The sequence below is a fragment of the Glutamicibacter sp. X7 genome, assembly GCF_054889245.1.
This window is the reverse complement of sequence record NZ_CM142678.1, coordinates 265,171-281,079: the sequence shown is the minus strand read 5'-3', so window position 1 is coordinate 281,079 and position 15,909 is coordinate 265,171. Positions and strand designations below refer to the sequence as shown.

Genomic DNA, 15,909 nt, shown 5'->3' with positions numbered 1-15,909 from the left:
GTCAATAGCCTGAGGAAAATCTGCGAAAGGGGCGGCGAGAACGTGTCGTACTTTGCCATGGACCGGACTGCCGGCACCGAGACATCTTTGGCGGACAAGGCCTACGCAGCGATCCAGCGCAAGCTCCTCTTTCTCGATATCGCCCCGGGCGAGGCAATCCACGACGCCAAGTTGGCAGAGGAATTCGGTATGGGGCGCACCCCCGTGCGAGAGGCGCTCAAGCGACTCGAGGTGGACCGACTGGTCATCAGCTACCCCAAACGCGGCACATTCGCCACGCGCGTGGAGATTACCGACCTGTCCTATATATCTGAAGTACGCACGCAACTGGAGCCAATGGCCGCCGCGCGCGCCGCTAGGGTCGCTTCTCCAGAACAGCGTGCCGGGCTCAAGAACCTCATCGAGCAGCTCAAGTCCTTCGATATCGAAGAGGCGACAACCACCGAGGTTCTCGAATGCGACGCTTCGATTCACCGCGCAATCTATAGTGCCGCCGGGAATCCCCACCTCGAGGATTCACTGATTCGCTACAACAATTTGGCCACTCGCATCTGGTGCCTCGTTATCGAACGCTTACCCCGCGTGGCAGATCACGTCACCGAAAGCGTCGCGCTACTCCAAGCCATCATCGATGGCGATGAAGATAAGGCCAGCGAACTCGCCCACCACCACGTTTCCGACTTTGAGTCTTCGGTCCACAGCGCACTGTTTAGCGGCTAGCCCTTTCACGGCCGCTAGCTTGGCAAATCCTGGGCAAGCACTCCCCGAAAAGGCGATTAAGCGCTAGTGTGTGACTCAACAGAATTCTCTAATACATCAATAGTGAGATGAGAGGCATATCAGGTGTCCATCACAGTCCAGAAGCCCAGCGCCGGCGACAAATCAATGGCCGAACACGCCTATGAATCGTTGCGCGATCAACTCATCCTCTTGGACATCGCCCCGGGACAGCCGATTCACGAAGCTCAGCTCGCAGCCGACCTAAACGTTGGGCGCACTCCGATTCGCGAAGCACTCAAGCGTTTGGAGACCGATCACCTGGTGGTTTCCTACCCACGACGCGGCACCTTCGCCACCGCCGTTGAATTCCGTGAACTCTCGCAAATTTCAGAAATCCGTCAGCGCCTCGAGCCGCTGGCCGTTCGCAATGCCGCGCTGAACCCCGACGCGGCCATCCGCACCGAAATCGCGGAACAGTTAGAGCGGATCGATGCGCTAGGTGAGATCAACGATCAGCGCAGCCTACTGCTCACGGACATGCATATTCACCGCCTCATTTATAAGGCATGCGATAACACGCACCTTGAAGAGACGCTGGTGAGGCTCGACAGTTTGGTTACCCGCATTTGGTGCCTGGTGATCGATCAGCTGCCCGACATTGCCGGACACATCCGGGAGCACTCCGGGCTACTGCGTGCAATTCTCGACGGCGATGCAGACCGGGCCGCGGAATTAGTATCGAGCCATGTGCGCAACTTTGAAGCCGCCATCCGCCAGACCCTTTAGCATCACCCCCTTAACTCACAGCGCCGCCAGGGCACGGCAAGATAGCCGTGCGCTGGCGGCGCTGTGACCGTCACGACAGGGTGCACCCACAAGCTTCTGTGTGCGGCGTCTAGGGCATGACAAAAGAGGTGGATCGGGTTGCTCCGATCCACCTCTTAAGCAGTGGGGATATTAGCGACGGATCATACCGTGCGGATCCAGCACGAACTTCTGAGCCGCACCCTCGTCGAAGGCGGCGTAGCCCTGCGGAGCCTCGGAGAGTGGAATCGCGGTCGCGTTCACGTTCTTGGCAATCGACACCTTGTCGTTCAGGATCGCCTGCATCAGGCCACGGTGGTACTTCATGACAGGGCACTGACCGGTCACGAAGGTGTGGGACTTAGCCCAGCCCAGGCCGAAGCTCATCGACAACGAGCCCACCTTAGCAGCTTCGTCCACGGCACCTGGATCACCGGTGACGTAGAGGCCCGGAATGCCGATGGAGCCACCGGCACGGGTGATGTCCATCATCGAGTTCAGCACCGTGGCAGGCTGCTCGCTGGCTGCACCGTGGCCGTGTCCACGAGCCTCGAAGCCCACTGCGTCAATCGCGCAGTCAACCTCGGGAACGCCGAGCAGCTGCTCAATCTGGTCCTTCGGGTCGCCCAGCGAGACGTCGATGGTTTCGCACCCGAAGCTGCGCGCCTGAGCCAAACGATCGGCGTTCAGGTCACCAACGATGACAACGGCTGCACCGAGTAGCTGCGCCGAGGTGGCAGCGGCAAGGCCCACCGGACCGGCGCCGGCCACGTACACGGTCGAACCTACGGTCACACCAGCGCCGACCGCGCCATGGAAACCAGTTGGGAAGATGTCCGAGAGCATGGTCAGGTCGAGGATCTTCTCCAGGGCCTGGTCGCGATCCGGGAACTTCAGGGCGTTCCAGTCTGCGTAAGGCACCAGAACGTACTCGGCCTGGCCACCGACCCAGCCACCCATGTCGACGTAGCCGTAGGCCGATCCGGGGCGATCCGGGTTGACGTTCAGGCAAATGCCGGTCTGTCCCTCTTTACAGTTGCGGCAACGTCCGCAGGAGATGTTGAAGGGAACCGAAACCATGTCGCCGACCTTGAGGAACTCGACGTCGGGACCGACCTCGACCACTTCACCGGTGATCTCATGCCCGAGGACCAGGCCTTCTGGTGCGGTGGTGCGACCGCGCACCATGTGCTGGTCGGAACCACAGATGTTGGTGGCCACCGTGCGCAGAATGACGCCGTGCGGGACCTTTCGACCAACGTTTGCCGGGTTGACGCCCGGGCCGTCCTTCAGTTCGAACTCTGGGTAGGGGGTGTCGATCAGCTCGACTTTGCCTGGACCGGCGTAGCTGACTGCCAAGTTGCTCATTGTCCACCTTTTCTTCATTGAAATATCAGTTGGATACCTATTGGCGAATACCCCCAATCATGCCACTCGCTCAGTTGGTGTCAATACTCAGCGCAGGAAATTTTTCCTACTCAGAGGTATGTTGATAATCATTCTCAATTAGAGCCAGTTCATCTTCCGACTTGTGCTCTTCGGCCAGACGTTCGGCCAGAATTATTCGGGCGTTATTCTGGAGCACTTCAAGCGATTGACGGATCACCGGGGACGACATACTCCCCTTGCGGGCCACGGCAACAATGCGACGCGCAGGCTTGGCCCTACCCGTAATACGCAAACGAGTAACATTCTCGGCCTGCCAGAGCGAAGCCAAGCGCGGCACCAGCCCAACTCCCATGCCGGCACCGATGAAAGCCACCATGGTCTCCCATTCCACGGCTTCGTGAACCACCCGAGGAGTTGCGCCAATCATGGTGAAGGCAGCAGTGAACAGGGAGCGATAGACCGAACCGTGCACATCGGTAATCCAGTCATCGCCAGCCAACTCTTCGAGCGTGACCGAGTCCCGGGCTGCCAGCGGGTGACTCGAAGGCAGGATGACGTCTAGCGGGTCATCGAGCAACGGCGTCTGCTCGAAACGCTCCGCGTCGGCGGGCTGCGCCTCAATATGCGAAGCAACAATAACCGCCACATCGATCCGTTCGGCCAGGAGCAATTCCAGGCAACGTTGCGGCTGGGCCTCCATCACGTGGACCGATAGCTGCGGATGCGTCACCCGCAGGGAACTAACCAGCGGAGCCAGCAGATGGGCTGCCGCGGTTGAAAATCCACCAAGGCCTAAATTCGCCGGCAACTGACCGCCAGCTTGCATGGACTCCGCGCGCAGTTGCTCCCACTGCGACATAATTGCGTCAATTCCCGTCACCAAGTGACGTCCCGTCGCGGTCAATCGCACCCCGCGACCGTCGCGTACAACAAGCTTCATATCGAGCGCTCGTTGCAATTCACGTATCTGCGCCGAGACCGCAGAGGCCGAGTATCCGGTAAGGTCTGCGGTAGCGGCGATGGTACCAGTTGTGGCAAGCACCCTGAGGGTTTTGAGCCGTGCATCAATCATGCAACGAAACTGTACAGTTGCAGACACTTTCTTGCGCTTTTGTTTCAGCGCCAAAGTGCTTACCGTCAATTTAGAGGTGATTGCTGTCACCTACTTCCCCCCCTTATAACTCCGTTCTTATGAACCCGTTCTCTGTGCATCTAGGAGTACGACAATGACTGCTTCGGTCAGCGCACCGCGCACCACACCCGGCAAGCTCACAGCGACACTTACCGATACTCGTCTCGCTGAAATCAAGACGCTGTTCGAAAACCGTCGCGAAGGGTACTCGCTGGAAGGTCCGTTCTATACCGATCCAGATCTCTTCAAGGTCGATATGGAAGCTATCTTCGGCAAGCACTGGCTCTTCGCGGCCAGCGTCGCCGAGATCCCCGAGCCGGGCGACTACGTCACCTTGGACTACGGGCCCTACTCGCTCATCGTGTTGCGTAACGACGACGGCGGGGTCAATGTCCTGCACAACGTTTGCCGTCACCGTGGCGCTCGCGTACTCACCGAGGCTCAGGGCACCACCGGCAACCTCGTCTGCGGTTACCACTCCTGGACCTACTCGCCAGAAGGCAGCCTCATCCACGCCTCCTCGCCGGGCGAAGGAAAGTTTGATAAGAACTGCTTCGCGCTCAAGAAGGCACATAGCCGCGTCTACGCCGGCCTGATCTTCGTGTGCATCGCCGAAGAACCGCCAACCGACTTTGACGAAGTCGCCAAGATCTTCGAGCCATACCTGGCACCGCATGACCTGGGCAAGACCAAGGTTGCCTACCAGCAGAACATCATCGAAGAGGGCAACTGGAAGCTCGTCATGGAGAACAATCGCGAGTGCTACCACTGCGATGGTCACCCAGAGCTTGCCTGCTCGCTATTCCCGACCTGGGGCCTAACCGACGGCATCATCCCGCCGCACCTGGAAGAGGTCTGGGAGCGCAACAAGACCGCGCAGGCGGATCTGGAAGCACGTTGCCGCCGCTACGGCCTGCCGTACGAGGTGCTCGAGGAACTGGACACCCGCATCGCCGGTTTCCGCATTTCCCGTGAATCCCTCGACGGGGACGGCGAATCCTTCTCCGCCGATGGCCACCGTCTCTCCAAGAAGCTGCTCGGCGACCTGCGCGACTTCCGCCTTGGCCGCTGCTCCATGCACCTGCAGCCAAACAGCTGGTTCCACTTCCAGTCCGACCACGTGATCACCTTCGGTGCATTCCCGATCAACGAACACCAGACCCTGGTGCGCACCACCTGGCTCGTCGCCGATGACGCAGTCGAAGGCGATGACTACGATCTGGAGAAGCTGACCTACACCTGGAAGCAGACCAACCTGCAGGATAAGAACTTCGTGGAACTCTGCCAGGTAGGTGCCGCAAGCCCGGCCTACGAGCAGGGCCCGTACATGAAGAGCGAATACCAGGTTGAGGCCTTCATCAACTGGTACACCCAGCGCGCTCTGGAGCACCTGGCATGAGCGAAGAAGTCGCCACTCTGAGTACGACGGTGGAGGCTCAGCGCATCCGCGGACTGGAAATGCCGTGGAACCGAGTACTGAGCAGCTCCGAGGGTCCCGCTGGTGCGGCCCGCGCTCTGGGTCCGTGGCGGCCCCAGGAATTCCTCGCCGAGTGCGTGGAGACCATCCCCGAGGCCGGCGGACTGATGACTTTCGTCTTCCGCCGCGCCGATGGTGCCCCGCTGGCCTTTCGCGCCGGACAATACCTAAATATTGCCTTTCCGGTCAACGGCCCGGACGAGGACCCGGTCGATCGTAGCTACTCGATCTCCAGCGCCCCCACAGAACCATGGACCTTCAGCGTCACCATCAAACGCGACCCCAAGGGCCTGGTCTCCGGCTGGGCGCACGACAATGTGCGCCCCGGCATGGTGCTGGACATGCTCGGCCCGGTGGGTGCCTTCCACCTGCCCGACGCCGATCGCCGCGCCCGCTACCTCTTCCTGGCCGCGGGTGCCGGTATCACCCCGATCATGTCGATGGTGCGCACCATCTGCTCGCTTCCGGGTCAGGCCGACGTGGTCATTCTGTACCACGGCGCCGAGCCTGGCGGTTTCGCCTTCTCCCAGGAGCTCGAGTACCTCTCGCAGGTCGATTCGCGCGTTAAGGTCTTCTACTCATTGGGCGACCGAAGCAAGCCGGGCGTGTGGGAAGGGATGATCGGACGGCTCACCGCCGAAATGATCGATCAGGTGGCTCCGGATGCCAACGGGCGCAAGGTCTTCGCCTGTGGCCCGGAAGGCTACCTGAATATCGCCGCGGAGTTGCTGAACAAGGTGGGTGTGGACGACACCTCCATCTTCATGGAGTTCTTCTCCGGAGATCGCCAGACCATCCTCGAGTACGCGCAGGAAGTCGAGATCGCGGGAGAGATCGCTGGCGAGTACGCCGAGGAAATTGCCGAGTCGGCCGAGGAGTACTTCGAGGCACAGCCCGAGGCACTGAGCATGTACGAACCGGCTTATGACTCCGAAGGCACGCTGGAGGCTAGCGGCATGGAGCTGGTGGCCGTTGACGCCGAGGTTCCGGTGCCGGTTTCCGAGGCCGAGACTCCGGCCGAGGACGCTGCCCCGTCGACACCCGACACGGGCTCGTTCAAGACCGTCGGTGAGGGCGAACTGACCATGTCGTTTACCCGCACCAAGGTGAATGTGCGCATTAGCCCGGACGAGTTCATTCTCAACGCCGCGCAGCGCGCGGGCGTGCGTATCGGCGCAAACTGTCAAGAAGGCATGTGCGGCTCCTGCAAGGTCGTGAAGCTTTCCGGTGAGATCGATATGAACCACCAAGGTGGCATTCGCGCCCGCGAAATCGAGGCCGGAAAGTTCTTGCCCTGCTGCTCCACCGCGAACAGTGACCTTGTCATCGACGCCTAGCGTCACGTCACACCAACCACACCACACGCTTTAATACTTAGGAGTCCACCGTGACGAACACTTCCCCACGGGTCGTCATCATCGGCGCTGGCATCGTCGGCGCAAACCTGGCTGATGAACTCGTCCAACTGGGTCACACCAACATCCTTGTGCTGGAGCAGGGTCCGCTAGGCATTCCCGGCGGTTCCACTTCGCACGCCCCGGGTCTGGTCTTTTCCTCGAACCCATCAAAGTCGATGACCGAGTTTGCCCAGTACACCATCGAGAAGCTGACTTCTCTGGTCGGTTCCGATGGCCGAGGCTCGTTCCTTCCGGTTGGTGGCTTGGAAATCGCCACCAACGAGGAGCGCCTGCAGGATCTGCACCGCCGCGCCGGCTGGAACCGTGCCTACGGTGTCGAGGCTGAGGTCATCGACGCCGCGGAGTGCCTGAAGAAGTTCCCAATGCTGAACCCAGAGCTGGTGCTCGGCGGATTGTTCACCCCGGGTGACGGTCTGGCCCTCGCCGCAAAGGGAACCCAGCTGGTCATGGAGCGCGCCAAGGCCGCGGGCGTTGAATTCCGCGACCGCACCATCGTGACCGATATTGAACAGTCCGGTGGCAAGGTCACCGCCGTGATCGCCGGCGAAGAGCGATTCGAAGCCGACATTGTGGTCTCCTGTGCCGGATTCTGGGGCCCGAACATCGGCAAGATGGTCGGCACCCCGATTCCGCTGCTGCCCCTGGCCCACCAGTTCGCTTGGTCAACCTCGGCCCCGAGCCTGGCCGGCGTCAACGAATTGCCCAACGGCGCTTCCCGCCCCATCCTGCGTTACCAGGACAAGGACCTGTACTACCGCGAATGGGGCGACCGCATCGGCATCGGTTCCTACGCTCACCGCCCGATGGCCGTGGACCTGGACACCCTGCCAAGCTACAAGCCTGAGGACATCACCAGCGAAAAGATGCCTTCCTCGCTGCCCTTCACCCTGGAAGACTTTGCACAGCAGTGGGAAGACACCCAGGAGATCCTGCCGGATCTGCGCAACACCGAGATCCAGCGCGGCTTCAACGGTATCTTCTCCTTCACCCCGGACGGCGGTTCGCTGGTTGGCCAGTCCCGTCAGGTCGATGGCTTCTACGTGGCCGAGGCCGTGTGGGTCACCCACGCACCGGGCATTGCCAAGGCAGTAGCCGAGCTGATCGCTACCGGTACCTCGAAGACCGATCTGACCGACTGCGATCTGAACCGCTTCGAAGACATGCAGACCACCGCCGAGTACGTCGAAGAAACCTCGAAGCAGAACTTCGTGGAAATCTACGATGTGCGCCACCCGCTGGAGCCACGCACCAGCCCGCGCAACGTTCGCGTCAGCCCCTTCCACGAGCAGCAGAAGGCACTCGGTGCGTTCTACCTCGAGGGCACCGGCTGGGAGCGTCCGCACTGGTTCGAAGCCAACGCCGCATTGCTCGACGAACTGCCCGAAGAGTGGGTAGCTCCGGAGCGCGACGCATGGTCTGACAAGTTCCACTCCCCGATTGCTGCGGTGGAGGCCTACAAGACCCGTACCGCGGTGGCCATGTACGACATGACCCCGCTTAAGCGCCTAGAAATCGTGGGCCCGGGTGCCGGGAAGATGCTGCACAAGCTGACCACTTCCAGCATGCTGCGCAAGCCGGGTGCGGTGAGCTACACCTTGCTGCTCAACGAGGATGGCGGTATCACCAGTGACATCACCGTCGCCCGTCTTTCGGAGGAGCTCTACCAGGCCGGTGTGAACTCCAACGTGGACTTGGCCTACATCTCCCGCGAGGCACGCAAGCACACGGAAGAGAACCCGGGCGAATGGGTCACCGTACGCGACGTCACCGCTGGCACCTGCTGCATCGGTCTGTGGGGCCCGCGAGCACTGGACACGATCAACAAGATCACCCGCGATGACCTAAGCAACGAGGGCTTGAAGTACTTCAACGCCAAGCAGGTCTCCATCAGCGGCATTCCGGTGACCGCCTGGCGCCTGTCCTACGTCGGCGAATTCGGTTGGGAGCTGTACGCATCGGCAGATGTTGCACACCGTCTCTGGGATGTCATCTGGGAAGCCGGCCAGGAATACGGAATCATCGCCGGTGGCCGCGAGGCATTCAACTCCTTGCGTCTGGAGAAGGGCTTCCGCTCCTTCGGTACCGACATGACCACCGAGCACGAGCCGGAACAGGCTGGCCTGGGCTTCGCCGTGAAGGCTGCCAAGACCGATGACTTCGTCGGCAAGTCGGCTCTGGCCGAGCGCGCGGCGGCCGCTACCAAGCGCCTGCGCTGCCTGACCGTCAACGATGGTGTTTCGGTCGTTCTCGGCAAGGAGCCGGTGTACGTCGGTGGCGAGGTCAGCGGATACGTCACCAGCGCCGCCTACGGTTTCACCGTGCGCAAGCCCATCGCCTACGCGTGGCTGCCACGGAGCGTTGAAACCGGCGATCAGGTCGAAATCGAATACCTCGGCCGCAAGATCCCGGCGACCGTTGTGGACGATCCGCTCTACGACCCGCAGATGGAGCGTCTGCGCGGCGTGCAGCTAACCAGCTCGGCCAGCTAAACCCGCCAGTTCCCCACGGCCGGTCACCCCTTCCATCTGGTGGGTGTGGCCGGCCGTAGGCATCTGCGAGAGAATTTCCTTAGATCCCCCTTACCTCCCCGTTCGTACGAAGGACAACGACCATGCATCGCAAGGCCCCGATCGAAGATATAAACGAAGACGACCTTAAGGTCAGTAAACCCAAATCAAGTGCCGCGGGTCTCGAAGCGGTAATGGTCTCCTTGCAGCGCGGGTTCGCGCAGGCCGGCCCCTCGCGCACGGTCCGTTCAATGTTGCGCGTGAATCAGCGCGGCGGATTCGACTGCCCCGGCTGCGCTTGGCCCGAGTCGATTACCGGCAAGCGGAAGCCAGCCGAGTTCTGCGAGAACGGCGCCAAGGCCATCGCCGAGGAATCCACCGCCCGAACCGTAACTCCAGAGTGGTTCGAAGAGCACCCGATTTCGGTGCTCGAACAGAAAACCGAGTACTGGCTCGGTTCACAGGGCCGCATTACTCACCCCATGATTATTCGTGCGGGCGAAACTCACTACACCCCGATCAGCTGGGGCGATGCCTTTGCGACGATCGCCGAGCACGTGAATGCCACCACCCCAGACCGGTGCGTGTTCTACACCTCGGGGCGTACGGCGAACGAGACCGCATTCTTGTATCAGCTCTTGGCCCGCAGCATCGGCACCAACAACCTGCCGGACTGCTCGAATATGTGCCACGAGTCCTCGGGTACCGCCATGAATCCCACGATCGGCATTGGTAAAGGCACGGTCAGCCTCGAAGATTTCGATCATGCGGAACTGATTTTCGTGGTGGGACAGAATCCCGGGACGAACCACCCGCGCATGCTTTCGGCGCTGTCCGAGGCGCGCGAGCGTGGTGCCCGCGTGGTGTCCATTAACCCGCTGCCAGAAGCCGGGCTCATGGGGTTCAAGGACCCGCAGCGGGCCTCGGGCATGATGGGTAAGTCGGCACCGATTAGTAGCGACTTCCTGCAAATCAAGGTCGGCGGAGATCTGGCGTTGTTCCAGGCTTTCGGGCACCTGCTCCTGCAGGCCGAGGAGCAGAACCCGGGTACCGTCATCGACCAGGCATTCATCGATTCTGCCACCGAAGGCTTCGAAGCCTACCGTCAGGCACGTTCCGAAATCGATTGGTCGGCCACGGAGGAAGCCACGGGCCTATCGCGGGAGCAAATCACCGAGATCGCACAACTGTTGGCCAAGTCCAAGGCCACCATCATTTGCTGGGCGCTGGGTCTGACCCAGCAGCCGCACTCGGTGCCTACGTTGAAGGAGATCATTAACCTGCTGTTGCTGCAGGGGAACTTCGGTAAGCCAGGGGCTGGCGCCTGCCCGGTACGCGGACACTCAAACGTTCAGGGCGATCGCACCATGGGTATTTGGGAGAAGCCCACCGAGGCACTGCTGGCTTCCCTGGACGCCGAGTTCGGGATTACCTCTCCGCGCGCCCACGGGTACGACTCGACCGAGACTCTGCATGCCTTTGAGCATGACGAGGTGGATGTCTTCGTGTCCATGGGTGGAAACTTCGCGTTGGCGAATTCGGACACCGAGGCGTTGGAAGCCGGAATGCGCCGGGCGAAGCTCACGGTACACGTTTCCACGAAGCCGAATCGTTCACATGTGGTTCACGGGCAGACTTCGCTGATCTTGCCGACGCTGGGACGTACCGATAAAGACGATAAGCACCCGAAGGGAGCGCAGTTCCTCTCAGTGGAGGACTCGATGTCGGTCATCCACTCCACCCAGGGCCGACTGACGCCGGTTTCTGAGCACTTGCTGGCCGAGCCGGTGATCGTGGCACGGATGGCGCAGGCGATTTTGGGCGATGATCACCCGGTAGATTGGCGCAGCATGGCCGAGGATTACGATGTGATCCGCGACCACATTGCACGGGTGTTGCCGGGCTTTGAGGATTTCAACCGGCGGGTTCGCCAGAAGAATGGCTTTGTGTTGCCGAATCCTCCTCGCGATACCCGTTCCTTTGCCACCTCCAGCGGTCGAGGTCAGTTCACGGTCAGCGAGTTTGAGTCGCTGAGCGCTCCGGAAGGACACTTGATCCTGCAGACCATGCGGTCACACGATCAGTACAACACCACCTTCTATGGCCTGGACGACCGGTACCGCGGTATTAAGGATGGGCGTCGCGTAATTCTGATCCATCCCGATGATTTGGCGGAGACCGGCTTCGCCGATCGTGATTTGGTGGATGTGATTTCGACCTTTGCCGGTAGCGAGCGGCGGGCGAACCGGTTCCGGCTGGTCTCCTACCCCACTGCTCGGGGTTGCGTGGCGGCGTACTACCCGGAAGCGAATGCCTTGGTGCATCGCGATCTGGTGGCGCGTGAGTCGAACACGCCAGGGTTCAAGGCGATGATGGTGCGCTTCGTACCTCATGAGCTGCAGCCAGGACCTACCCTGGACAGCTAACCTCCGCGAGCTACGGCATATCGCCGAGCAAGGTTGACCCCGGGCCGCACTTCTCCGGTTCGGGGTCTTGGCTCGTTTGGGCGGGAAACGGCGCCGTTGTGCGGCGCAGAGCACGGCCCAGTTTTCGGACAATATATACATTTCCTAGCCAACATCGACCGGCTAGTAGTATATTCGTTCGTAATATATCAAAGATATACCAAGCTTGATGTCGTGAACGTTCCGGGCAATGATGCCCGCTCGAGTAACGAAAGTGAGTTTCAATTTGACGCAATTAGGCATCGTGGCCGAAGCGGGTCACGAAACACGTGTTGCGGCCACACCGGCCACGGTTAAACAACTTCTGGCCCTAGGCTTCGAGGTTCTCGTCGAGACTCAGGCAGGAGCGGCCTCTTCCTTCCCGGATGACGCCTATGTCCAGTCTGGGGCTCGCATTGTGAGTACGACCGAGGCTTGGGCCAGCGATGTAGTCCTTAAGATCAATCCTCCGACCAATGATGAGCTAGACCAGCTGCAGACGGGGGCCACACTGATCGCACAACTCAGTCCGGGCCTGCGCCCGGAGCTGGTTGAAGATCTGGCTCGGCGCCCGATTACCGCACTGGCATTGGATGCAGTGCCGCGCATTTCCCGTGCGCAATCCATGGATGTGCTCAGTTCCATGGCCAATATCGCCGGATACCGAGCGGTGGTCGAAGCTGCCCATGAGTTTGGGCGCTTCTTCACAGGTCAGGTCACCGCGGCGGGCAAGGTTCCACCGGCCAAGGTCTTGGTCGCTGGAGCCGGTGTCGCGGGGCTCGCGGCGATCGGTGCTGCCAGTAGCCTCGGTGCCATTGTGCGCGCGACCGACCCGCGGCCCGAAGTAGCCGATCAAGTCAAGTCGATCGGCGGCGAATACCTCAAGGTCGAGGTCGAAGAGCAGATGCAGTCGACCGACGGTTACGCGAAGGCGACCAGCGACGCGTACAACGAGCGCGCCGCCCAGATCTATAGCGAACAGGCCGCCGAGGTCGACATCATCATCACCACGGCGCTGATTCCGGGCCGTGCCGCGCCCCGGCTCATCACGGCGGCAGACGTCGCCAGCATGAAGCCCGGTAGCGTCATCGTTGATATGGCCGCCGGCCAGGGTGGAAATGTCGAAGGTTCTGTCGCTGGAGAGCGCGTGGTGACCCCGAATGGCGTCATCATCCTCGGCTACACCGACCTGCCCGGACGTCTCCCTGCCCAGGCCTCACAGCTCTACGGCACGAATATCCTCAACCTGCTGAAGCTTTTGACCCCCGGCAAGGACGGGCAGCTGGTGCTGGACTTCGAGGACGTGGTGCAGCGCTCGGTCACCGTGGTGCGCTCCGGCGAAAAGACCTGGCCACCTCCCCCGGTGCAGGTTGCCGCGGCCCCGCCACAGCAGCAACCCGCCGAGCCGGTTACGCCGACCAGCGAACACTCCGGCGGTCTTGGTGCCAAGGGGCAAGGCGTTCTCATTGGTGTCGGCATTGCCTTGCTGTTCCTCGTCAACGCGGTGGCCCCGGCTCCGCTCGCGCAGCATTTCACGGTACTAATCTTGTCTGTCGTCATTGGTTTCTACGTCATCGGCAAGGTTAAGCACGCGCTACACACGCCACTGATGTCGGTCACCAACGCGATCTCCGGCATTATCGTGGTCGGCGCGATGGTGCAGATCACCTCGGGAAATCTGCTGGTGCAGATCCTCTCGGCCTGCGCGGTTCTACTGGCCACAATCAATATTTTCGGTGGCTTCGCGGTGACCCGACGAATGCTCGCGATGTTCTCACGCGGAGGTTCGGCTCATGACTAACCCCGCAATCGCCCTTGACCTTCTGACCTTAGGAGTTCTCTCGTGACCGATCAGCTTCCCGGTCTCTTGACCGTTGGCTCCTTGGCGAGCGCGGCTTACATCACCGCCGGTCTCCTCTTTATTCTCAGCCTTGCCGGGCTGAGCAAGCACGAAACCTCACGGCGAGGCGTCGTCTTTGGCATCATCGGCATGACCTTGGCCCTACTTTCAACCGTCGCGTTGAGCCTGTTTGGTGCTCCCGGCGAAGGTAACCAGGGACTTGGCCTCACACTGCTTGTGGTCACGGTCGTCGTGGGTGGCGCCATTGGACTCTGGCGTGCCCGGGTTGTGGAAATGACCGGGATGCCCGAACTCATCGCCCTACTGCACAGCTTCGTCGGTTTGGCCGCCGTGATGGTCGGTTGGAACGGCCATCTCGAGCACCCACCGCTCGATGGTGCGCTGGAGAATATTCACCGGGGTGAGGTGTTCATCGGCATCTTCATCGGTGGCGTGACCTTCACCGGGTCGATCGTGGCTTTCCTGAAGCTCTCGGCACGGATGAAGTCGCGACCGCTCACACTCCCGGGCAAGAACCTCATCAACCTGGTGCTATTGGTGGCCTTTGTGGTGCTCACGGTGCTGTATGTGCAGAACACTGCCCTCTGGCAGCTCGTGACCGTCACCGTTCTGGCATTCGTGCTGGGCTGGCATCTGGTCGCATCCATCGGCGGCGGCGATATGCCGGTGGTGGTCTCCATGCTCAACAGCTACTCGGGCTGGGCCGCTGCGGCCGCTGGCTTCCTGCTGAGCAACGATCTGCTCATTATCACCGGTGCGCTGGTGGGTTCCTCCGGTGCCTACCTGTCCTACATCATGTGCAAGGCGATGAACCGTTCCTTCCTCTCGGTGATCGCCGGCGGCTTTGGTATCGAAGCCTCCGCGTCGAAGGACGAGGAGCAGGGCGAACACCGCGAAATCACCGCCGAGGAAACCGCAGAGCTTCTCGCCTCGGCCGATAGCGTAGTGATCACTCCGGGCTACGGCATGGCCGTCGCTCAGGCACAGTACCCGGTCGCCGAACTCGCTCACCGCCTCACCGAACAGGGCGTCAAGGTTCGCTTCGGTATCCACCCGGTGGCGGGCCGACTGCCCGGGCACATGAACGTGCTGTTGGCCGAGGCTAAGGTGCCCTACGACATCGTGCTGGAAATGGACGAGATCAACGACGAGCTGAGCGAAACCACCGTGGTGCTCGTGATCGGTGCCAACGACACGGTGAACCCGGCAGCCGCTGAAGATCCCGGAAGCCCCATCGCCGGAATGCCGGTGCTCCGTGTCTGGGAGTCGGAGCGAGTGATCGTCTTCAAGCGCTCCATGGCCAGTGGCTACGCCGGCGTGCAAAACCCGTTGTTCTTCAGGGAGAACTCGCAAATGCTCTTCGGTGACGCCAAGGAGCGTGTCGAAGACATTCTGCGCACCCTGTAGCTAACGCAGCCAGTCCTCTCCCACCAATCGCCGCAACTCCTTCAAGGGGTTGCGGCGATTGTCGTTTCGCAACGAGTCCTACGTTGCCCCTAGGTCCACCCGCCTTCGCCGGCCAGCAAGGCGAGCCGTGGTGAGCAGCTACCGCGCTAGGCCCCGCCCGCTGGTAAACCCAGCGCTAACGGGTAGCGACAGGAACTTCAATCCCCAGTTCCCCCGCCAGCTCGTATAGCCGCGGCAAGGGTACGGGCAGTATCTCGCCATTGGCGACCGGCTCGGGCAAACGACGCCCGAGCAGAGCATCACGCAACCGGCGCATGGCACCGCCGTGGCTCACGCAAAGGATGCGTTGTCCCGGGTACTCTTCGGCGAGCGCACACAGGGTCCGAGTCAACCGGGCGGTCACCGCGTGGCTCGATTCTGCCGATTCCAATAACTGTTCATAGGCTCCCTCGGGAAGTTCCGCCGGGATCCTCCCCTCCAGCTCGCCGAAGAATCGCTCCATCACCCCGGCAACCGGTCGGCCGGTGGCCAGCCCCGCTTCTTCGGCGATGAGCTCGGCCGTCTGCTGTGCCCGACCCAGTGGCGAGGCGAGTACCAAGTCCCAGGCGCCCGCCTGTAGCGAGCGGCCGACCTCGCGCGCCTGTTGTCGTCCCGTAGCGTTTAGTGGGATGTCCGTTTGACCTTGCAGGCGCCCGGCCAGATTCCAGTCGGTTTGTCCATGGCGAACTAGGGCAATCGAAGCAGTCATAT

General features: G+C 61.3%; 11 protein-coding genes. 8 read left to right on the top strand and 3 right to left on the bottom strand.

What is annotated here, in order from left to right; translation table 11 throughout:
* The first annotated feature begins 57 nt into the window (after window positions 1-57).
* Window positions 58-720, top strand: a complete 663-nt coding sequence (locus tag ACYU0X_RS01500) for a GntR family transcriptional regulator (RefSeq protein ID WP_418909284.1) — start codon at window positions 58-60, stop codon at window positions 718-720.
* A 123-nt stretch (window positions 721-843) separates the two neighbouring features.
* Entirely contained in the window at window positions 844-1,506 is a 663-nt protein-coding gene (locus ACYU0X_RS01495) for a GntR family transcriptional regulator (RefSeq protein WP_461901908.1), read from the top strand.
* Between the two features lie 171 nt (window positions 1,507-1,677).
* Here ACYU0X_RS01495 and fdhA read toward each other — a convergent pair whose 3' ends face one another.
* Together fdhA and ACYU0X_RS01485 are read right to left on the bottom strand one after the other, a co-directional pair.
* Window positions 1,678-2,892 (bottom strand): formaldehyde dehydrogenase, glutathione-independent, encoded by a 1,215-nt coding sequence (fdhA, locus tag ACYU0X_RS01490; RefSeq protein ID WP_309410069.1) that lies wholly within the window; start codon window positions 2,890-2,892, stop codon window positions 1,678-1,680.
* A gap of 106 nt (window positions 2,893-2,998) precedes the next feature.
* Window positions 2,999-3,985: a LysR substrate-binding domain-containing protein gene (locus ACYU0X_RS01485; protein WP_461901907.1), complete on the bottom strand. Its 987-nt coding sequence runs from the start codon at window positions 3,983-3,985 to the stop codon at window positions 2,999-3,001.
* A 154-nt stretch (window positions 3,986-4,139) separates the two neighbouring features.
* Here ACYU0X_RS01485 and ACYU0X_RS01480 point away from each other — a divergent pair, with 154 nt between their 5' ends.
* From ACYU0X_RS01480 to pntB, 6 genes are all read left to right on the top strand, one after another.
* Entirely contained in the window at window positions 4,140-5,444 is a 1,305-nt protein-coding gene (locus tag ACYU0X_RS01480) for an aromatic ring-hydroxylating oxygenase subunit alpha (protein ID WP_459275374.1), read from the top strand.
* Window positions 5,441-6,859, top strand: coding sequence for a ferredoxin reductase (locus ACYU0X_RS01475; protein WP_309410072.1), 1,419 nt, complete (start codon window positions 5,441-5,443; stop codon window positions 6,857-6,859). Before ACYU0X_RS01480 ends, ACYU0X_RS01475 begins: the two co-directional genes overlap by 4 nt.
* Window positions 6,860-6,909: 50 nt before the next feature.
* Window positions 6,910-9,429, top strand: a complete 2,520-nt coding sequence (locus tag ACYU0X_RS01470) for a GcvT family protein (RefSeq protein WP_461901906.1) — start codon at window positions 6,910-6,912, stop codon at window positions 9,427-9,429.
* A 122-nt stretch (window positions 9,430-9,551) separates the two neighbouring features.
* Window positions 9,552-11,873 (top strand): FdhF/YdeP family oxidoreductase, encoded by a 2,322-nt coding sequence (locus ACYU0X_RS01465; RefSeq protein ID WP_461901905.1) that lies wholly within the window; start codon window positions 9,552-9,554, stop codon window positions 11,871-11,873.
* A 265-nt stretch (window positions 11,874-12,138) separates the two neighbouring features.
* Window positions 12,139-13,692, top strand: a complete 1,554-nt coding sequence (locus tag ACYU0X_RS01460; protein WP_461902768.1) for a Re/Si-specific NAD(P)(+) transhydrogenase subunit alpha — start codon at window positions 12,139-12,141, stop codon at window positions 13,690-13,692.
* Window positions 13,693-13,734: 42 nt separating this feature from the next.
* Complete coding sequence (pntB, locus tag ACYU0X_RS01455) at window positions 13,735-15,159, top strand: Re/Si-specific NAD(P)(+) transhydrogenase subunit beta (RefSeq protein WP_461901904.1); 1,425 nt, start codon at window positions 13,735-13,737, stop codon at window positions 15,157-15,159.
* A gap of 175 nt (window positions 15,160-15,334) precedes the next feature.
* Here pntB and ACYU0X_RS01450 read toward each other — a convergent pair whose 3' ends face one another.
* Window positions 15,335-15,907 (bottom strand): histidine phosphatase family protein, encoded by a 573-nt coding sequence (locus tag ACYU0X_RS01450; protein WP_461901903.1) that lies wholly within the window; start codon window positions 15,905-15,907, stop codon window positions 15,335-15,337.
* Between the last annotated feature and the right edge of the window lie 2 nt (window positions 15,908-15,909).